The following is an 18,327-nucleotide window of genomic DNA, read 5'->3' as shown; positions in this document are numbered from 1 at the left end:
GCCCCCGGACGCGGCAAAGGCCCACACCGGCGCGCGAGAGGTCGGCGCATGAGCGCCGCGCGGCCGAGGAGCCGCATCCTCGGGACGGGCAGCTACGCGCCCGCCCGGGTCCTGCACAACACCGATCTCGAAAAGATCGTCGACACCTCCGACAGCTGGATCAGCGAGAGAACGGGGATCCGCCGGCGTCACATCGCGGCCGAGGGCGAGCTCACGAGCGATATGGCAGCCGCTGCCGGCCGCTCTGCGCTGGCGGCCGCCGGGCTCTCTGCGGCCGATCTCGACATGATCATCGTCGGGACGATCAGCGGCGACTCGCCGGTGCCCGCCTGCGCCGTGCACGTGCAGCAGAAGCTCGGCGCCGAGGAGATCCCCGCGTTCGACATCTCGGCGGCCTGCGCGGGCTTCGTCTACGGGCTCACGATCGCCGATCAGTTCATCTCCAACGGTGTGGCCCGGCACGTCCTCGTGATCGGCGTCGAGCTGCTCTCGCGCATCCTGAACTGGAAGGATCGCACGACGTGCGTCCTGTTCGGCGACGGCGCCGGCGCGGTCGTGCTCGGGCCTGCGTCCGGCGACGGCAGGGGCATCGTCTCGACGCGCATCTTCAGCGACGGCGCGCTCGCGAGCTCCCTGGTCATCCCGGGCGGCGGCACGGCCGAGCCGCTCACCGCCGAGGGCATCGAGCAGAACCGCAACAAGGTCCACATGGTGGGGCAGGACATCTTCAAGGTCGCTGTGAAGAACCTCTCCAGCGCCTCGCTGATCGCGCTCGATACGGCGGGTATGGCGGCCGCGGACCTCGACTGGGTCGTCGCGCATCAGGCGAACCTGCGGATCATCAGCCAGGTCGCCGCGCGGCTCAGCCTCCCGCTGGAGCGGTTCGTGCTGAACATCGAGGAATACGGCAACACCTCGAGCGCCTCGATCCCCATCGCCCTCGATGAGGCGGTCCGCGACGGGCGTATCAAGCCGGGTCACAACGTCCTGTTCTGCGCGCTCGGCGCTGGCATTTCCTGGGGCGCATCGGTCGTCCGGATGTGAGCGGGCCATGCGCGCGCGCCGGTGTCGAGGTCGGGATCTGCGCGCCAAGGCGGCTGTGCTCGCCGGGCGCGCCAGCGTGAGCGAGGCCTGGCGCGCGCTGGCCTCGTGACGTGGTTCGGGGACGGACGACGTCCGCCTCCCCCGCTTGGAAGTGAGGGCAAACGTGAAAATCGCTTGGCTGTTTCCAGGGCAAGGGGCGCAAGAGGTCGGGATGGGCAAGGCCCTCGCGGAGGCTTCGGCGGCGGCGCGCGGCGCGTTCGCGCGGGCGGACGCCGCGCTCGGCGAGCCGATCTCGCGGCTCTGCTTCGAAGGGCCGATGGAGGAGCTGACGCAGACGAGCAACACCCAGCCCGCCATCGTCGCCACGAGCTGTGCCGTCGCCGCGGCGCTCATCGAGCACCTGCCCGACCTCGAGCCGCCGCTCTACGCGGCCGGCCATTCGCTCGGCGAGTACAGCGCGCTCGTCGCCGCCGGCGCGCTCGAGATCGAGGAGGCGGTGCGGCTCTGCCGGATCCGCGGCGCCGCGATGCAGGAGGCCGTGCCGGCGGGCGAGGGGGCCATGGCCGCGCTCATCGGGCTCGATCAGGACGTGGTGCTCGCGATCTGCGCGGAGGCCGCGCAGGGCGAGGTGGTCGCGCCGGCGAACTACAACGGGCCGGGGCAGATCGTGATCGCCGGCCAGAGCCGCGCGGTGGCGCGGGCGGGCGAGCTCGCCGTCGCCCGCGGCGGCAAGGCGATCCCGCTCAAGGTGAGCGCTCCCTTCCACTGCGCGCTGATGCGACCCGCGGCCGAGCGCCTGCGCCCCGAGCTCGAGCGCACCCAGCTCAGGCCGCTCGCCTTCCCGGTGATCGCGAACATCGATGCCACGCCGAACGTCGATCCGGAGCGGGTCCGGTCGCTCCTCCTGCGCCAGGTCGACGGCACCGTGCAGTGGATGCGGACGATCGAGCGCATGGCGGAGGACGGCGTCACGCACGCCCTGGAGATCGGCCCTGGCAAGGTGCTCGCCGGGCTGGTGAAGCGGATCACGAAGCAGATCAAGGTGCTCAGCGTGAGCGACATGGCGGGGATTGAGCGCGTGAGCGCGTTCCTTTCGGAGGCATAGGCATCGATGTTCGACCTTACGGGCAAAGTTGCGATCGTCACGGGTGGCTCGCGAGGGATCGGGCGGGCTGCATCGGAGGCGCTTGCGGCGCAGGGGGCGCACGTGATCGTCAACTACGTGCGCGGGGAGGCCGAGGCGCGCGCGCTCGTCGAGGCGATCACCGCGCGCGGCGGCAAGGCCGAGGCGCTCGGCTTCGACGTCGCGAACCTGCAGGCGACCGAGGCCACCATCGCCGAGGCGGCGAAGCGCCTCGGCCGGCTCGACATCCTCGTCGCGAACGCGGGGATCGCGATCGACGGCCTGCTCCTGCGGATCAAGGAGGAGGACCTCGATCGCCTCTTCGCCGTCAACGTCAAGGGCTCGATCGCGTGCGCCCGCGCCGCGACGAAGGTCATGATGCGCGCGCGCACGGGGCGTATCATCTTCCTCTCCAGCGTCGTGGCGGAGATGGGCAACGTCGGGCAGACGGCGTATGCCGCGACGAAGGCGGCCCTGCTCGGGGTGACGAAGTCGCTCGCGCGCGAGTACGCGGGGCGCGGCATCACCGTCAACGCGGTGGCGCCCGGGTTCATCGACACCGACATGACGACGACGATCAGCGCTGAGATGAAAGAGGGCCTGACCAAGATGGTCCCACTCGGGCGTACAGGTCGACCGGAGGAGGTCGCCGCGGCGATCGCATTCCTGTGCTCCGACGAAGCGAGCTACGTGACGGGCGAGACGCTGCGCGTCAACGGCGGCATGTACGTCTGAGCGCGCCGGATGGAAACGTAGGCAGCCAGGCGTCCGCTCAGCGGCAAACCAGGCGCACACGAAAAAGCCGGTCGCTGGTAATTCGATGGTGCAACGCCCATGGCGATGGGCTACTAGGGGGTCCGTTTTCCCGGGAGGAATACCATGGCTGAAGGTCGCGACATCACGGCCGAAGTAAAGCGAATCATCAAGGAACAGCTCGACGTCGACGAGAAGGACATCAAGCCTGAAGCGAGTTTCATCGACGATCTGGGCGCCGATTCGCTGGGCCTGGTGGAGCTTGTCCTCGCGTTCGAGGAGGCGTTCGAGATCGACATTCCGGACGAGGACACGGAGAAGATCCGGACCGTCCAGGATGCGGTCGACTACATCGAAAGGAATGCCAAGAAGTAGCGTCCCTACCGCCCTACCGGACGCGGCGTCACCATGGAGGTGTGATGGCGCGTGAGCCAGCGAAGGGTCCGCTCTTCGCCGAAGCACGTGTCCTCACCTCTGTGGTGGCGCTAGGGCAATAAGAGCCATGGAACGCGTTGTCATCACCGGCATCGGGCTCATCACGCCCAACGGCATCGGGACGCAGGCCACCTGGCAATCTTTGCTGGCTGGTCAGTCCGGTATCGGACCCATCACCCTCTTCGACGCGGGCGTCTTCCCGACGCGCTTCGCCGGCGAGGTGAAGGGCTTCGCCCCGGAGGAGTACATCCCCAAGAAGAAGGTGAAGGAGATGGGCCGCTTCGCCCAGCTCTCCATCGCCGCCTCGCAGATGTGCGTGAAGGACGCGGGGATCGAGTTCACCGAGGAGGACCGCGATCAGTGCGGCACCTTCATCGGCGTCGGCCTCGGTGGTCTCGAGTACCTGTTCCAGCACTCGATCACGCTGCACGAGAAGGGCCCTCACAAGGTCAGCCCCTATTTCATCCCGACGGTCATCGCGAACCTCGCCGCCGGACAGGTGGCGCTGTCGCTCGACCTGCGGGGCGCGAGCTACTGCAACACGAGCGCGTGCTCGTCGAGCGCGCACTCCCTCGGCGAGGCGTTCGAGTGGATCCGCCGTGGGCGCTCGCAGATCATGCTCACGGGCGGCGCGGAGGCGACGATCACCGGCCTCGGCATCGGCGGCTTCTGCGCGATGTTCGCGCTCTCGCGGCGCAACGAGGAGCCGCAGCGGGCGAGCCGCCCCTGGGACAAGGGGCGCGACGGCTTCGTCTGCTCCGAGGGCGCCGGGTCGCTGCTGCTCGAGTCGCTCTCCCACGCGAAGAGACGCGGCGCGAAGATCTACGCGGAGGTCGTGGGTTACGGCGCCTCGTGCGACGCGTACCACATCACGAAGCCGGCGCCCGAGGGCGCCGGGGCGCAGCGCGCGATGAGGATGGCGCTCGAAGACGCCAGGCTCGCGCCGGACGCGATCGACTACATCAACGCCCACGGCACCTCGACGCCCCAGGGTGACATCGAGGAGACCCGGGCGATCCTGAAGGTCTTCGGCGATCACGCGGCGTCGAAGCGCCTCTGGGTGAGCTCGACAAAGTCGGCGATGGGCCACCTGCTCGGGGGTGCAGGCGGGGTCGAGGCGGCGCTCTGCGCCCTCGCGCTGCGTCACGGCGCGGTGCCGCCGACGCTCAACCTGGACGACCCCGATCCCGAGTGCACAACCCTGGACTACGTGCCGTTCACCTCCCGCGAGCGCCGCCTGACGCACGTGATGTCGAACTCCTTCGGCTTCGGCGGGACGAACGTGTCGCTCGTGTTCTCCCAGTTCGACGGCTGATCGCGCGCCGCGCTGGATGGCTCGATGAAGTGCCCATTTTGCGGCCATCTCGAAGACCGGGTCATCGACTCCCGCGCCGGCGGCGCGGGTGAGGTGATCCGCCGGCGGCGCGAGTGCGCGTCGTGCGAGCGCAGGTTCACGACCTACGAGCGCGTCGAGGACATCTTGCCGACGGTCGTCAAGAAGGACGGCCGGCGCGAGCCGTTCGACCGGCAGAAGCTCGTGCGGGGGCTGCGGATCGCGTGCAACAAGCGGCCCGTGTCCACCGACCAGATCGAGGCCATTGCCGACGCGATCGAGCGCGAGGCGCAGGAGTCCGAGCGGCGGGAGATCCTGTCGACCGAGCTAGGCGAACGGGTGATGAACCACCTGCGGACACTCGATGAGGTCGCCTATGTCCGGTTCGCCAGCGTCTATCGTTCCTTTCGGGACATCGACCAGTTCATGGTCGAGCTTGGCAAGCTTGTGAAGGCCAAGGCGCCCTAGTAGATCCGGCACTTCGATGTCTGCGAAGCTCCCCACCCCCGATCCCGAGTTCGACGCCGCGATGATGCGCCTCGCCATCGAGGAGGCGCACAAGGCGATGCCGTCGCCGAACCCCCCGGTCGGCGCGGTGGTGGTGAACGCCGCGGGGGAGGTCGTGGCCGTCGCGCACCACGCGCGCGCCGGCGAGGAGCACGCGGAGGGGCTCGCGCTCGCGAGGGCCGGGGACGTGGCGCGCGGCGGGACACTCTACGTGACGCTGGAGCCCTGCAACCATGAGGGGCGCACGCCGCCCTGCGTGGACGCGGTGTTGAGCGCCGGCATCAAGCGCGTCGTCATCGGCGCGCCCGATCCGAACCCAGGGGTGGTCGGCGGCGGGGCGCAGCGGCTCGGTGACGCCGGCCTCGCCGTCGAGATCGGCGTCGCCGGCGCCGAGGCCCGCGCGCTGATCGCGCCCTGGACCAAGTTCATCACGACCGGCATCCCTCACATCGCGCTCAAGCTCGCCCTGTCGCTGGACGGTCGCATCGCGACCCGCACGGGGGCCTCGAAGTGGGTCACCGGCCCGGAGGCACGCGCCAAGGTGCAGGAGCTCCGCTCGCGCCACGACGCGGTGGCGATCGGGATCGGCACCGCGCTGGCCGACGATCCTCGCCTCACGCTGCGCGAGGCCGGGCTCGCGCCCGGCGGGCGGAGCCCCATCCGGCTCGTCTTCGACACGAGGCTCCGGCTGCCGCTCCACACGCGCCTCGCGCAGACGGCGCGGGAGGTGCCGACGTGGGTGCTCACGGGCGCCGACGCGCCCGAGGCGGCGGAGCAGGTCCTCGTGGACGCGGGCTGCGTCGTCCTGCGCGCGCCGACCTCGGCGGAGGGCCGCGTCGACGTGACCGCCGCGATGCGCCTCTGCGCCTCGCAGGGGATCGTCTCCATCCTCGTGGAGGGCGGCGCCGAGCTCGCCGGCAGCCTGCTCGCGTCGCGCTTGCCGGACGAGCTGCACGCCTTCGTCGCGCCCATCCTGCTCGGCCCCCGCGGCCGGCCGGGCGCGGTGGACTGGGCCGGCCCGGACACGCCGGGGGACGCGCCCCGGATCGTCGATCCGCGATGGGAGCTCTGCGGCCGCGACGCGTACGTCAGCGGCCCTCTGGCCTTCCCGGCGCGCAGCTGATCGGGGCGCTCGCGCGGGTCAGCCCGCCGCCTCGGCGCCGCGCTTCTGCATCTTCCGCTGGACGATGCGCTTTTTGAGCGGGCCCATCCGGTCGATCATCAGCACGCCGTCGAGGTGATCGAGCTCGTGCTGGACGGCCACGGCGAGCAGGCCGTCGGCCGCGATCTCGAACGTCGCGCCATCGCGCCCGCGGGCGCGGATGCGGACGCTCTCGGCGCGCTTGATGTCCTCGCTGATGCCGGGGAACGACAGGCACCCTTCGGGGCCGACCTGCTGCCCCTCCTGCCGGACGATCTCCGGGTTGATGAACACGAGGAGGTTGCTCGGCTCGTTGTCGGAGGCGATGTCAACGAGGAAGATGCGGTGTGGCTCCCCGATCTGCGTGGCCGCGAGACCGACGCCGGGCGCGGCGTACATGGTCTCGGCCATGTCGTCGATAAGCCTCGTGATTTCGGGGGTGACGTCCCCGACCGGCTGCGCCTTCTGTCGCAGTCGCGGATCGGGATAGTGGAGGATGGTGCGGATGGCCATGGCTGCTCAACAGCATAACCTCCGTTTCTCGCCGGCGCTCGTCAAGACGTTCTCGTCGCGCGCCAGAGTTCTTCCCGTCTTCTCGTGCTGGCTCGTGCTGGGTGGCCGGATCTCCGGTCGGATCTCTGGCGGGCGGGGCTAGCGGTTCCTGCGGAACGAGGTCGACGTATCGACGGTGAGCCCGCGGGACTGGAGGTCTTCCACGATGTCCGGCACCAGCCCGGAAGGGTGGAACGTCCCCTCGAGCGCGCCGCCGGCGGCCGTCCGCTCGACCACGAACGTGAAGACGTCGCGAATGGCGATCTGCCCGTTCTCGACCGCGAGCTCGGCCATGCGGAGCACGCGGTGACGACCGTCGCGGAGCAGCGCGATCTCGATCGCCAGATCGAACGACGACGCCAGCCACTCGCGCGCTGCCTCCGGCGTGATCCCCGGGCGGGTCGCGGCGATGTCCGCAGGGAGCCGCGTCACCGCCTGCCGCAGCGTGGGCGCCCGGGCGGCCGCGAGCACGCCGTCCATGCCGCCGCCGATCGCATCCACGATCTCGGCCGCGACGTGGCCCGAGAACGAGCTCACCACGACCCGTTCGGGCCGGATGCGCACGGCCGCCTGCACCGCCCGCGTCCGCTCGACCGTCGTGCTGCCGAGCGCGATCGACAGGGTGTTGGGCTGATCGAGGGCGAGCTCGTCCTCGTCCTGGAGCACGACGAACCGATCGTCGGGCTGCGCTGCGGCTGCGAGCGCGCCGAGCAACCAGCCCGTCCCTGCGTCCCGCGTCCCCGTGACGAGGAGGTTGCCGCGCCCGAGCACGCACTGGGAGAGCAGCCCGGCCATCGCGCGCGAGATCGTCCCGTTGCGCACCAGGTCTTCGAGCGTGACATCGGGGCGCTGCGGCTTCCGGATCACCAGCGTGGAGGTCGCCGCCGGCGGGAGCACGGCGAAGAGCCGCCGCCCCTTCGGCAGGGTCCGCTCGACGAAGCTCGCGCCGCTCTCGAGCGGCTGCCCGGCCATCACGCAGAGCCGGCGGATGGCCCGGTCGACCGCGCGCTCGCTGCTGAACCCGACCTCCGTGATCGCGCGCCGGCGCCCGTGCATCGCGATCACGTGGTCGTGACGGAACACCTGGATCTCACCGACCTCGGCGTCGTCGAGCAGACGATCGAGCGGGCCGAGCGTGAAGAGCTCCCGGTGCGCGTCGGCCATGAGCGCCTCGGCGTCGATCTCGGAGGGCAGCTCGCCCGCCGCGCGCATCGCCTCCGCGCCGGCGGCGATGGCCTGCTCGATCCGCTGGGCGAGCGCGCCGTCCGGCGGCGCTCCGCTGTCGAGCGGCGCGAGGTCGACCTTGTCGCCGAGCCGCTCCACGAGGCGCCCGAGCGCCCTGCGGTGCGCCACGGCCTGCGCCGAATCGCCCTGCCCGCGGTCGACCCGGTCCGAGACGGGCGGGATGGCGCGCCGGCTCGGGATGGGGACCACGCTGGGGTGGACGGCGACGTTCGCAGCGCCCTGCGGCGGCGCGGCGGCGCTCGCTCCGCCCTGTCCCGGCAGCGGGGTCGCGGTCGGGTACGGGCGCGCCATCTGCGTGGTCGGGTGGACGGTGTTGACCGCCGCGCGACCGTCGCGCGCCGGCGAGGCGTTGGGTGTCGCGGGAGGGACCGGCAGCGGCGGAGCGTACGCGCCGCCCTGCGCGCCGGGCACGATGGGCGGGCGAGGCGAGGGGATGCGCGGCGGACCGGGGACGGGCGCGGCGGCATCGGCTGACTCGTCCGGATCGTTCTCGAGCGGGAAGTGGCTGATCACGCCCTGGCTGGTGCGCGATGGCTCGCCCTTCTCGTTGATCAGCGGCAGGGGCGCCGACCGGTGCAGCCCCTTCTCGGCGGACGGCGGCGCGCGGTCGGCCAGATGCGCCGGATCGCCCGTGCCCGTCTCCTCCGGCACGCGCGCCGGGGGCGCCGTGCTGTCCGGGGGCGCCGTTCCGGCCGCGGCCGTCTCGATCCGCAGCACGAAGTCGCCGATGTAGATCTTGTCGCCCTCGCGAACGATCGTCGCCTGAGCGATCTTCCGGCCGTTGACGTACGTGCCGTTCGTGCTCTTGAGGTCGGTGACGATGAAGCGCCCGTCGCGGAAGAGCAGCCGAGCGTGCCGCTTCGACACGTTGCCCTTCGGCAGCATCAGGTCGTTGCCCTGCACGCGACCGACGTTGATCTCTGTCCGGTCGAAGGTTTCGCGGCGCTCCGCGCCCCCTTTCTCGCTGATGATCACCGAGAACATCTCGTCGTCGCCTCGCGGGGCCAGGGCGGAGGTGAGACCCGATGCCCTCGCCACGCCATACGAGCAAGCTCGAACAGACATGTCAACGAGATGCCTTCGGATCCTGCTCCCCGGCGGCGAGCGGGCGCGAGCCCAGGCGCGCGCCGGCCGCGCCCAGGCGGCGCGGCGCAGGCGGAGCGCGGAGGCGCGGGTCCAGAAAATCGAGCCGCCGCGCGCTCGCGCCGGGTAAAACGTCGGCGGCTCGCCGGCGAACAGGCGGAGCCATCGTCGGCCAGCGCCCGCTGCACGACGCCCGCGGGAGGTCGCCCGCCGCGCGACACCTCGAGACGCGCGTGGAGGGCACGACGCCATGCACGGGCCGACGCACAAGGCTCTTCGATAAGAGCGCAAATCTTGACGGCCGCGCGAATTCTGCTTCGCACCGCGCGGGGCGCCCGTGATTCGAACGCGCTTCCGTACTCGCCGCCAGGATCTGCTGTACGGCGGAACATTCTCGTCGGGAGCTGCTGCAAGCAGGGACTTCCGGTGACGCGGCACGGCCTCGCGTTAGCTCGTGCCGAACCATCATCGCTGCTTGACCTTGGCGGTTCGAGCCGTTTACGTTGGCGCCCGCTCGGACCGGGGAGAATCGTCGAAGTCGCCGCGCATGCACATCAACCAGCGGCTGGGCAATCGCCCTGCGCAAGCTGGATCTGTCTACGAGGGGGGTTTGCTGCAAGCAGCCAAGCCCGCATCGGAATCAGGGACCGCAGCCGCGGTCTCCTCCCGACTGCCAGCCTGCGCGCCTCGGGTATCGACGAGCTCTGAAGTGGAGGAAATATGGCAGTTGGCAAGGTAAAGTGGTTCAACGATGAGAAGGGTTGGGGCTTCATTAAGCAAGAGACTGGCCCCGACGTCTTCGTTCATTATTCGCAGATCAACGGGGAGGGGCGCCGCCGTCTGTTCGAGGACGAGACCGTTGAATTTGAGATCAAAGAAGGTCCCAAAGGTCTCCAGGCGGTCAACGTGATCCGCGCCACCGCCTGACTCTCCTCCTGACCAGCGCCCCACCGGACTGCCCGCGCAGCGCCTCCGCTGCGCTCGATCCATCCCACCTCCGAGCCTGATCATCGCGCGCCCGCAAGGCGGGTCCCGCGCGCAGCGGATGATCTGCGTGTGGCTCCGGTGGGGCGCTCGGCGGAGCGCCGCCTCCCGTGGGCGCTCGGCGAGCGTCGCTTCCGGTGGGGCGCGCCGCCGAGCGCTCAGCGCTCGGGTACCGGGACCTCGCGGAACGCCTCTTGACCCGGCACGAAGCGGAGCGAGGTGATGCCCCTGATCGCCCCGGCGTCGTCGACCTCGTAGACGTTGAACCCCGCCATCCGCTCATCGCTCTCGTGAAGCAGCGAAGCGCTGGCGGCGCCCACCGCGTCAATGTGACCCCGCTCGGTGTGCAGCTTCCGGTGAATGCGCCGGTGCAGGTGCCCGTGCAGCAGCAGTCCGCGGCTGACCTGCCGGAGCAGCCGCCCCTCGGCCGCGGCGTCTCCCAGGCCCTCCAGCAAGGTCTTCGTCCGGCTCGCAGGGTTGTGGAAGGGGTGATGCTGGAGCACGATCGGCGTTCGCCGTCGCACCTCCGGGTGCGACAGCACACGCTCCAGCGCGCGCAGCTGGACCGGGCCGATCCGCCCCGAGGCCACCAGCGGGGGACGGGGCCAGGCGGTCGACAGGCCGATGATCGCCACCGGCCCGCGCAGGTGCACGAAGGGGAACGCCGAGCTCCCACCGTCGCTGCCGGGCTCGACGTCATCGCGTCCCGCCGGCGCGTCGAGCGGGAGGTCGGAGCGCAGGTACGGCGCGAAGTACTGCGAGAACCGCTGCGAGCGGTGCGCGCCCTTCGTGTACGCGTCGTGGTTCCCCGGGACGATGCTCACCCGATCGGGAGGGAACCCGAGATCGCGCTGCAGGAAGTCGCGGACGAGGACGAACTCTCGCTCGAGCGCGAGGTTCGACACGTCACCCGTGATGACGACGTGGTCCACGTCGAGCCGCCGGATCTCCTTCGCCGCCGCGTGCACCGCGTGCGGCTTGTGGATGGCGCGGCGCCGGAAGCGAAGGTTGATGTAGCCCGTCAGCCGCTTGTTCAGCAGCCGGAACGGGATGGCCCCCTCGAGGGACAGGAGGTGCAGATCAGAGAGGTGCGCGATCCTCACGGGCGCAGTATGGGCCCTTCGCGCGCGGTGGCCAACCGCCGCGCGGGCCCGTCGCCCGCGCTCCGGCTCAGGCGTCGCGCGCGCAGCGGAAGCCGCGCCATGCCCGGCGGCTCGTCGGAAGGTCGTGCCCTCGCGCGGCGCCGCGCAGCCAGGGCCGACCCAGGATATAGCTGCCGCCCCGCAGCACGCGCTCCTCGCCCATGTCGGGCCCCCGCGGGTCCTTCGCGCTGCTGCTTGGATACTCGGGATGGTAGTAATCGGCGACCCACTCCTCGACGTTGCCGGCGAGATCGTCGATGCCGTCGGGGGTCCGCCCGGAGACGAGCGAGCCCACGGGAGCGAGCTCGAGGAAGCCGTCGCCGTCGTCGAGCTCGTCGAACGAGAGCCTCCCGTGGTTCGCGTGGAAGGGGTTGTAGACATGGCCCCAGGGGTAGCGACGCCCGGCCGCGCCGCGCGCGGCGCGCTCCCACTCGGCCTCGGTCGGCAGGCGACCGCCGGCCCAGGCGCAGTAGCGCTGCGCATCACTCCACGAGACGAGCACGACCGGATAATCCGGCCGATCGAACCGCTGCCCGCCGGACGCATAGGGAGGCTCGGTGCAGAGTCCGGCCGAGACGCACCGGCGATAGCTCGCGACGGTCACTTCCGTGCGGTCGATCCAGAAGTCCGACAGGTACACCTCGTGCGGTACGAGCTCGTTCGCGAAGCTCGCCTCGGTCTCGTCGACGCACAGATCGCCGCCCGGCTCGAGCTTGCAGAGCGTCACCGCGTGCGCGATCTCGATCTCGCTCGAGCCCATCGTGAAGCTGCCCGCGCGCACAAGGACCGCAGGTGGGCCGGGCGCGCGCAGCGCGACGACGCTCGCGGGCGAGCGCGGGCCGCCGGCGCCCGCCGGGAGCGCGGCCTCCGCGCTCGCCGGGAGGCGCGGGGCGCGCCGCGCGCGGGAGGGGGGAGGGGCAGCCACGCCGATCATGGAGACTGCGAAAATCGAGGCCAGCGTGGCCAGCGTAAAGAGAGCCGCCGGACGCATGTCGGAGGCGTAGCATGCTCCAGGCTTGCGGACTGTTTCCGCTGCTCCGACCGCGCTTCACTGCGCCCGAGGCGGCACCGCGCCCGAGGCGACGCGGTCTGTCGTCTGGGACGTCTTGGGCTTGGCGCGCGACGCGGCGTCGCGCGCTCGACGCGGCGTCGCGCGTCATGCGCGAAGGTGAGCGCGACGCGTCGCAAAAGTGCGCTGGGCGCCGAGGAGCGATAGACTCGAGGGGCTCGATGTCAACCCTTATGGACAACGCGAATACGATGAGCGCGGAGCTCGACGCCGCGGTGATCGAAGAGCTGCATGAGGCGTTCGAGAGCGGAGAGCTCGTGCTCTTCGTGGGGGGAGGCATCTCGGCTGCGGCCGGGCTGCCGACGTGGCGCCAGCTCGTCGACCTGCTCGTCGAGAGGGTGCGAGAGCAGGTCGGCGACGACGTCGTGACCGCCGAGGTCGCGTCGCTCGCGCGATCGCAGCGCTACAGCGAGGCGCTCGCCGCGGCGGAGCACGCCCTCGGCGCGGCGGAGTTCAACGCGTTCGTCGAGGACGCGCTCGACGACGAGGGGCTCGAGCCGCCGCGCATCGCGCTCGCGATCGCCGCGCTGCGGGACAAGCTGCGCGCGGTGCTCACCACGAACCTCAACCACCTGCTCGAGCGCGCCTTCGGCATCGAGTGGGACACCATGTGGCGCGTCACCGACGAGGCCGCGTGGCGGCGGCGGTTCATCCTCAAGCTGCACGGCACGCTGAAGGAGCCGGGCAGCTGGGTGTTCGAGCGCGAGCGCTTCCTCGCGTCGATCGCGGCCCCCGCCGTGCGCAGGTCGCTCACGGCCGTGCTGTCGAAGTGCCCCGTGCTCTTCATCGGATTCGGGCGCGCCGACAACAACTTCGACGAGATGCTGTCGGACATCCACGCGCTCTCGGGCAGCTCGCCGCCGCCCCGCTTCGTCATCGTCCCGAGCGCGAGCCTGACGCCGTACCGCCGCGCGACGCTCGTGGACATGGGGTTCCTGCTCCTGCCCTACGACACCGCCGACGGCAGCCACGACAAGGCGCTCGCGATCCTCGAGCGCATGTGCGCGCCCCGCCCGCGCGCGACGCCGCTCCGCTCCCGCTCGATCGTCCCGCCGCCGATCCCCGACCTGGAGCTCCCGCCGTCGTCGTCGCCGCTCGGCTTCCCGGCGTACGATCTCCCGCCCGGCCCGGCCGCGTACGACGACACGGTCACGGTGCCGGGGGCGCTCGACTCTCCGCGGCGCGACCGGGTGTCCGAGCCTCCGGCGAGCCCCATCGAGGTGTTCTTCTCGTACTCGGAGAGCAACCGCGAGCTGCGCGACAAGCTCGAGACGCACCTCGCCATCCTCAAGCGCAAGGGCGTCATCCGCGGCTGGCACGACGGCGAGATCGGCGCCGGCGAGGAGCGCGACAGAGCGCTCGCCGAGCACCTCGAGACCGCGAGGGTCGTCCTCCTGCTCATCAGCGCCGATTTTCTCGCGTCGGACTTCTGTTACGACGTCGAGATGCAGAAGGCGATCGATCGTCACGAGCGGGGTGAGGCGCGCGTCATCCCGGTCATCCTCGACGCCTGTGACTGGGAGGGCGCGCCCTTCGGCAAGCTGGCCAGCCTGCCGCGAGGTGGGCGCCCGGTGACGAGCTGGGTCAACCAGAGCGAGGCCTTCACCGACATCGCCAAGGGCATCCGAAAGCAGGTCGAGCAGCTCACCCAAAACCCCCCGTAGGCTCACCGAGCACCGGCGCCCAGCCGGTGAGCCAATCAGAGGTGCCACCGCCGCCCGGGATCTGGAGCGTCCCCGCGTGGAGCAGCCGGAACCTGGCCGCGCGCGAGGATCTGCTCGCCGAGATCGGCGCCATGCTCGCGAGGCGCGGCATGGCGCCGCTCTGCGGGCTCGGCGGCACCGGCAAGACCAAGCTCGCGATCGAGTACGCGTACCGCAACGCCAGCGCCTACGACACGGTCTTCCTGATCGACGGCCAGAGCCCGGCGACGATGGACGCCGCCTTCATGGCGCTCGCCGCCGAGATGCGGCTGCCCGATCACGAGCAGCTGGATCCGGCGCGCGGGGTCGCGGCGGTGCGCAACAGGCTCGGGCGCCGCGGGCGCTGGCTCCTCTTCTTCGACAGCGTGCGCGACCCGAGCGAGGTCGAGCCCTACGTTCCGAGCGTCTCGCAGGGAGGCCACATCATCACGACGTCGCAGAATCCGATCTGGCGCGGGCTCACGACGGTGACCGTCCGCGGCATCGAGCGCGCCGAGTCGGTGAGCTTCCTGCTGCGGCGCACGGGCGAGACCGACGCGGAGTCGGCCGACGCGCTCGCCGAGGAGCTCGGCGACCTGCCGCTTGCCCTGGCGCAAGCCGGCGCGTACATCGAGGAGACCGGGCGCCCGCTCGCGGAGTACCTCGCGCTGTTCCGCCAGCGACCGGCCGCGCTCCTGGAGCGCCCGGTCAGCTTCCCGGTGACGGTCGCGACCGCGTGGGAGAGCGCGCTCGCCGCGGTGTTCAGCCACCAGGCCGCGGCGGAGCTCCTCAGCCTCTGCTCATTCCTGCCGATGGACGCGATCCCGCGGCGGGCGCTGAACGAGTACGACCCGCTCGCGCTCGACGACGCGATCGCGATGTTGCGGCTGCACTCGCTGATCGAGGTGCGGCCGCACGCGCTCAGCGTTCATCGTCTCGTAAAAATCGTCGTCCGCAACCAGCTGCGACGGGACGATCGGCGGCAATGGATGGAAGCGGCGCGCCGCATCGTCCAGGCTTCCGGCAGATTCTTCCCCAGCACGGAAGAGGAACGCGAAGGTAGGACGGAGCCGGATTCGGGGTAAGGCAAACCCCCGAAGCAGCCATGGAGGTTCGACCCGCATGTATCCGCCGAGAGCGTCATATACCGTCTCTTCCTGGGTCTTTCCCGACCGCGTATTCTCGTTGCGCTTCAGGTCCGTCGTGAGACCTTAAGGCCCGCGAGAGGAACTATGGTTGCCTTGGCGACGAGCCCCGCCGATGTGTTCTTCTCCTACTCCCCGAGGGACGAGGACCTGCGGCCCAAGATCGAGACGCACCTCGACGCGCTCAAACGGCAGGGGGTCATCCGGACGTACCAGGGCTTCGCGCTCGGCGGGGGGAGGGAGCGGCGAGAGGCGTTCGCGGCGAGGCTGCGCGAGGCCCGGGTCGTGCTGCTGCTCGTGAGCGCGGACTTCCTCAACGCCGACGCGTGGCTCTCGCCGGAGATCCGGGAGGCGATCGCCCGGCACGAGGCGGGGGAATGTCGTGTCATCCCCGTCGTCCTGCGGCCCTGCGCCTGGGAGAAGACGGTGCTCGGCAAGCTGCAGCCGCTGCCCAACCGCGCGCGGCCCGTGACGAGCTACCCCAACCAGAGCGAGGCCTTCACCGAGATCGCGAAGGGGATACGGAGCGCCGTCCGCGAGACGGAGCCGCCGACGCAGCGGCCGCCCCCCCGGCGACAGTCGAGCTCGCCCGACGCCGAGCCGCACATCAAGAAGCTGCCGCCGCGCAACCCGAGCTTCACCGGGCGCGACCAGCTCCTCGACGAGCTGCGGAGCGCGCTCACGACGGGCGGGCCCGCGGCGCTCACGCAGGCGATCAGCGGCCTCGGCGGGATCGGCAAGACGCAGCTCGCCGCGGAGTACGCGCACCGGTACGCGAGCCAGTACAACGTCGTCTGGTGGGTCCGCGCCGAGGAGCCGGCGACGATGGCCGAGGACTTCGCGCGCCTCGCCGCGGCGCTCGACCTGCCGGAGCAGAACGAGGCCGACCAGCGGATCGCGATCGAGGCGGTCCGGTCGTGGCTGTCGCGCAACGACAAGTGGCTCGTCGTCTTCGACAACGTCAACGACCCGCGGGACGTCGCCCCCTACCTCCCGCACCCGCGCACCGGGCACATCCTGATCACCTCGCGCAACCCGAGCTTTCGCGGCATCGCCACGCCGCTCACCGTGCCGGCGCTCGATCGCGCCGACTCGGTGAAGTTCCTGCTCGATCGGACCGGGCAGAGCGACGAGCGCGCCGCGGAGAAGCTCGCCGAGACGCTCGGCGGTCTGCCGCTCGCGCTGGTGCAGGCGGCGGCGACCATCAAGGAGACGAGGTCCTCGATCGCGACCTACCACGCGGTCTTCGGCGACCATCAGCGCGAGCTGTTGCTCCGCGGCGTGCCGATGGATTACCCGACGCCGGTCGCCACCACCTGGGGCCTCGCGTTCCAGGAGGCGCAGCGCTTCTCGCCCGTCGCCGTCGATCTGCTGAGCCTGTGCGCGTTCCTCGCGCCCGACGACATCCCGCGCGAGGGCCTCGCCGACGCCGCGCCGCACCTGCCGCCGGCGCTCGCGGAGGCGCTGAGCGATCCGCTGATGCTCGACGAGGCGGTCGCCGCGCTCCGCCGCTACTCGTTCATCGACGTGCACGAGGGCGCGCTCTCGGTGCACCGGCTCGTCCAGGCGGTGGTCCGTGATCGCCTCTCGCCTCAGGACCGGCGGATGTGGGCCGAGGCGGCGGTCCGGCTCGTCGATCACGCGTTCCCCGAGAGCAGCGACGACGTGGAGACGTGGCCCTTTTGCGCCCGCTGGCTGCCGCACGCGCTCGCCGCGGCGAGCCAGTCCGAGGCCTACGACGTCGCGAAGGAGGTGCGCGGGCGCCTCCTCGCCCGGTTCGCCGTCTACCTGCAGGGGCGCGCGGCGTTCGCGGAGGCCAAGGGTTACCTGGAGCGGGCGCTCGCGCTCCACGAGGCGGTGTTCGGCCACGATGACCCGAAGGTCGCGGCCGTGCTGCGCAGCCTCGGCAGCGTCCTGCACGACCTCGGTGATCTCGGCGGCGCGCGGGCCCACCTGGAGCGCGCGCTGGCGATCGACATCGCGAGCTTCGGCCCCGACCACCCGGACGTCGCGCGCGACGTGAACGACCTCGGCAGCGTGCTCATGGATCAGGGCGATCTGCCGGGCGCGCGCAAGCACCTGGAGCGCGCCCTCGCCATCGACGAGGCCACGTACGGCCCCGACGACCCGAGCGTCGCGATACGGCTCAACAACCTGGGCGCGCTCTTCCGTGACCTCGGCGACTTCGCCGGCGCGCGCGTGCACCTCGAGCGGGCGCTCGCGATCGACATCCGCGCCTACGGGCAGGAGCACCCGACGGTCGCGATCGGGCGCACGAACCTCGGCCGGCTGCTCCACGATCTCGGCGACCTCAAGGGCGCGCGCGAGCAGTTCGAGGAGGCGCTCAAGATCGACGAGCACAGCTACGGCTGCTACCACCCGCGCTTCGCGCTGGCGCTGAACAACCGCGGGCGCGTGCTGCGCGACCTCGGCGACCTCGCCGGGGCGCGCGCCGACTTCGAGCGCGCGCTCGCGATCGTCGAGGACACCTACGGGCCGGATCACCCGGACGTCGCGCGGGACATCAACAATCTCGGCAGCGTGCTGCGCGATCTCGGCGATCTCGAGGGGGCGCGGGCGAACTTCGCGCGCGTGCTGAGGATCGCCGAGGCGACCTACGGGCCGGATCATCCGGCGGTGGCGATCGGCTGCAACAACCTCGGCAGCGTGCTGCAAGCGCTCGGCGAGCTGCCCGGGGCGCGCGAGCAGCTGGAGCGGGCGCTCGGCATCGCGCAGGCCACCTACGGCCCGGATCACCCGGTCGTAGCGAGCATCGTGAACAACCTCGGGCGCGTGCTGCAGGCGCTCGGCGATCTATCGGGCGCGTGGCAGCAGATCGAGCGCGCGGTAGCGATCGCCACGAAGGCGCTCGGGCCGTCGCACCCGTCGGTGCAGATCTTCTCGCGGAACCTGGCGCGCCTCGGCGACGCGCTCGGGAGCAGCGCCGAGGCTACCTGAGCAGAAGCGCGGCGCTCGTGCGCCGCGGCGGTGAGGTCGGCGCGCGCCCGCGGCGGTGAGGCCAGCGCGTGCCCGCGGCGGTGAGGCCAGCGCGCGCTGCGCATGGGGACGCCGGGAGCTCCCCGGCGTCC

15 protein-coding genes are annotated in these 18,327 nt (G+C 71.2%); 11 read left to right on the top strand and 4 right to left on the bottom strand.

What is annotated here, in order from left to right; all coding sequences use genetic code 11:
* Positions 1 to 48 precede the first annotated feature (48 nt).
* The 7 genes from WMF36_RS20195 to ribD all read left to right on the top strand — a co-directional run bounded on the left by WMF36_RS20195 (position 49) and on the right by ribD (position 6,318).
* The gene (locus WMF36_RS20195; protein WP_437581252.1) at positions 49 to 1,044 is read left to right on the top strand and encodes a beta-ketoacyl-ACP synthase III; all 996 of its coding nucleotides are present in this window, start codon (positions 49 to 51) and stop codon (positions 1,042 to 1,044) included.
* A gap of 163 nt (positions 1,045 to 1,207) precedes the next feature.
* Entirely contained in the window at positions 1,208 to 2,149 is a 942-nt protein-coding gene (gene fabD, locus WMF36_RS20190; RefSeq protein WP_437581251.1) for an ACP S-malonyltransferase, read from the top strand.
* Between the two features lie 6 nt (positions 2,150 to 2,155).
* Positions 2,156 to 2,902 carry a 3-oxoacyl-ACP reductase family protein gene (locus tag WMF36_RS20185; RefSeq protein ID WP_437581250.1) on the top strand — a complete coding sequence of 249 codons (747 nt, stop codon included), beginning with the start codon at positions 2,156 to 2,158 and terminating at the stop codon, positions 2,900 to 2,902.
* 144 nt (positions 2,903 to 3,046) lie between these two features.
* The gene (gene acpP, locus WMF36_RS20180; protein ID WP_020736512.1) at positions 3,047 to 3,295 is read left to right on the top strand and encodes an acyl carrier protein; all 249 of its coding nucleotides are present in this window, start codon (positions 3,047 to 3,049) and stop codon (positions 3,293 to 3,295) included.
* 127 nt (positions 3,296 to 3,422) lie between these two features.
* On the top strand, positions 3,423 to 4,670 hold the full coding sequence (fabF, locus tag WMF36_RS20175) for a beta-ketoacyl-ACP synthase II (protein WP_437581249.1): 1,248 nt from the start codon (positions 3,423 to 3,425) through the stop codon (positions 4,668 to 4,670).
* Between the two features lie 24 nt (positions 4,671 to 4,694).
* A complete protein-coding gene (gene nrdR / locus WMF36_RS20170; protein ID WP_437581248.1) occupies positions 4,695 to 5,156 on the top strand; it encodes a transcriptional regulator NrdR in 462 nt (153 codons plus the stop codon).
* A gap of 16 nt (positions 5,157 to 5,172) precedes the next feature.
* The gene (gene ribD / locus WMF36_RS20165; RefSeq protein ID WP_437581247.1) at positions 5,173 to 6,318 is read left to right on the top strand and encodes a bifunctional diaminohydroxyphosphoribosylaminopyrimidine deaminase/5-amino-6-(5-phosphoribosylamino)uracil reductase RibD; all 1,146 of its coding nucleotides are present in this window, start codon (positions 5,173 to 5,175) and stop codon (positions 6,316 to 6,318) included.
* Between the two features lie 18 nt (positions 6,319 to 6,336).
* Here ribD and def read toward each other — a convergent pair whose 3' ends face one another.
* Together def and WMF36_RS20155 are read right to left on the bottom strand one after the other, a co-directional pair.
* Positions 6,337 to 6,849, bottom strand: a complete 513-nt coding sequence (gene def, locus WMF36_RS20160; protein WP_437581246.1) for a peptide deformylase — start codon at positions 6,847 to 6,849, stop codon at positions 6,337 to 6,339.
* A 138-nt stretch (positions 6,850 to 6,987) separates the two neighbouring features.
* Positions 6,988 to 9,198 carry an ATPase, T2SS/T4P/T4SS family gene (locus WMF36_RS20155; RefSeq protein ID WP_437581245.1) on the bottom strand — a complete coding sequence of 737 codons (2,211 nt, stop codon included), beginning with the start codon at positions 9,196 to 9,198 and terminating at the stop codon, positions 6,988 to 6,990.
* A gap of 738 nt (positions 9,199 to 9,936) precedes the next feature.
* Between WMF36_RS20155 and WMF36_RS20150 the strand changes: the two genes are divergently transcribed.
* Positions 9,937 to 10,143 carry a cold-shock protein gene (locus tag WMF36_RS20150; protein ID WP_012236438.1) on the top strand — a complete coding sequence of 69 codons (207 nt, stop codon included), beginning with the start codon at positions 9,937 to 9,939 and terminating at the stop codon, positions 10,141 to 10,143.
* 215 nt (positions 10,144 to 10,358) lie between these two features.
* Here WMF36_RS20150 and WMF36_RS20145 read toward each other — a convergent pair whose 3' ends face one another.
* Positions 10,359 to 11,303, bottom strand: a complete 945-nt coding sequence (locus WMF36_RS20145; protein ID WP_437581244.1) for a metallophosphoesterase family protein — start codon at positions 11,301 to 11,303, stop codon at positions 10,359 to 10,361.
* A gap of 67 nt (positions 11,304 to 11,370) precedes the next feature.
* Complete coding sequence (locus tag WMF36_RS20140; protein ID WP_437581242.1) at positions 11,371 to 12,276, bottom strand: formylglycine-generating enzyme family protein; 906 nt, start codon at positions 12,274 to 12,276, stop codon at positions 11,371 to 11,373.
* Between the two features lie 296 nt (positions 12,277 to 12,572).
* Here WMF36_RS20140 and WMF36_RS20135 point away from each other — a divergent pair, with 296 nt between their 5' ends.
* From WMF36_RS20135 to fxsT, 3 genes are all read left to right on the top strand, one after another.
* Positions 12,573 to 14,075, top strand: a complete 1,503-nt coding sequence (locus WMF36_RS20135) for an SIR2 family protein (RefSeq protein WP_437581241.1) — start codon at positions 12,573 to 12,575, stop codon at positions 14,073 to 14,075.
* A gap of 26 nt (positions 14,076 to 14,101) precedes the next feature.
* Positions 14,102 to 15,178, top strand: coding sequence for an ATP/GTP-binding protein (locus tag WMF36_RS20130; protein ID WP_437581240.1), 1,077 nt, complete (start codon positions 14,102 to 14,104; stop codon positions 15,176 to 15,178).
* 147 nt (positions 15,179 to 15,325) lie between these two features.
* A complete protein-coding gene (gene fxsT, locus WMF36_RS20125) occupies positions 15,326 to 18,196 on the top strand; it encodes an FxSxx-COOH system tetratricopeptide repeat protein (protein WP_437581239.1) in 2,871 nt (956 codons plus the stop codon).
* The last annotated feature ends 131 nt before the right edge of the window (positions 18,197 to 18,327 follow it).

Origin of the sequence: Sorangium sp. So ce887, from assembly GCF_051521455.1 — a bacterium.
Taxonomy (GTDB): Bacteria; Myxococcota_A; Polyangia; order Polyangiales; family Polyangiaceae; genus Sorangium.
Note: the sequence above shows the minus strand (reverse complement) of the source record. Positions and strands in the feature narration are given on the sequence as shown.

Excerpts from the sequence above, each read along its gene's own strand:
- WMF36_RS20195 (WP_437581252.1), top strand. The coding sequence starts at position 49 with ATGAGCGCCGCGCGGCCGAGGAGCCGCATCCTCGGGACGGGCAGCTAC.
- WMF36_RS20185 (WP_437581250.1), top strand. The coding sequence starts at position 2,156 with ATGTTCGACCTTACGGGCAAAGTTGCGATCGTCACGGGTGGCTCGCGA.
- acpP (WP_020736512.1), top strand. The coding sequence starts at position 3,047 with ATGGCTGAAGGTCGCGACATCACGGCCGAAGTAAAGCGAATCATCAAG.
- fabF (WP_437581249.1), top strand. The coding sequence starts at position 3,423 with ATGGAACGCGTTGTCATCACCGGCATCGGGCTCATCACGCCCAACGGC.
- nrdR (WP_437581248.1), top strand. The coding sequence starts at position 4,695 with ATGAAGTGCCCATTTTGCGGCCATCTCGAAGACCGGGTCATCGACTCC.
- ribD (WP_437581247.1), top strand. The coding sequence starts at position 5,173 with ATGTCTGCGAAGCTCCCCACCCCCGATCCCGAGTTCGACGCCGCGATG.
- def (WP_437581246.1), bottom strand. The coding sequence starts at position 6,849 with ATGGCCATCCGCACCATCCTCCACTATCCCGATCCGCGACTGCGACAG.
- WMF36_RS20155 (WP_437581245.1), bottom strand. The coding sequence starts at position 9,198 with ATGTCTGTTCGAGCTTGCTCGTATGGCGTGGCGAGGGCATCGGGTCTC.
- WMF36_RS20150 (WP_012236438.1), top strand. The coding sequence starts at position 9,937 with ATGGCAGTTGGCAAGGTAAAGTGGTTCAACGATGAGAAGGGTTGGGGC.
- WMF36_RS20140 (WP_437581242.1), bottom strand. The coding sequence starts at position 12,276 with ATGATCGGCGTGGCTGCCCCTCCCCCCTCCCGCGCGCGGCGCGCCCCG.
- WMF36_RS20135 (WP_437581241.1), top strand. The coding sequence starts at position 12,573 with ATGTCAACCCTTATGGACAACGCGAATACGATGAGCGCGGAGCTCGAC.
- fxsT (WP_437581239.1), top strand. The coding sequence starts at position 15,326 with ATGGTTGCCTTGGCGACGAGCCCCGCCGATGTGTTCTTCTCCTACTCC.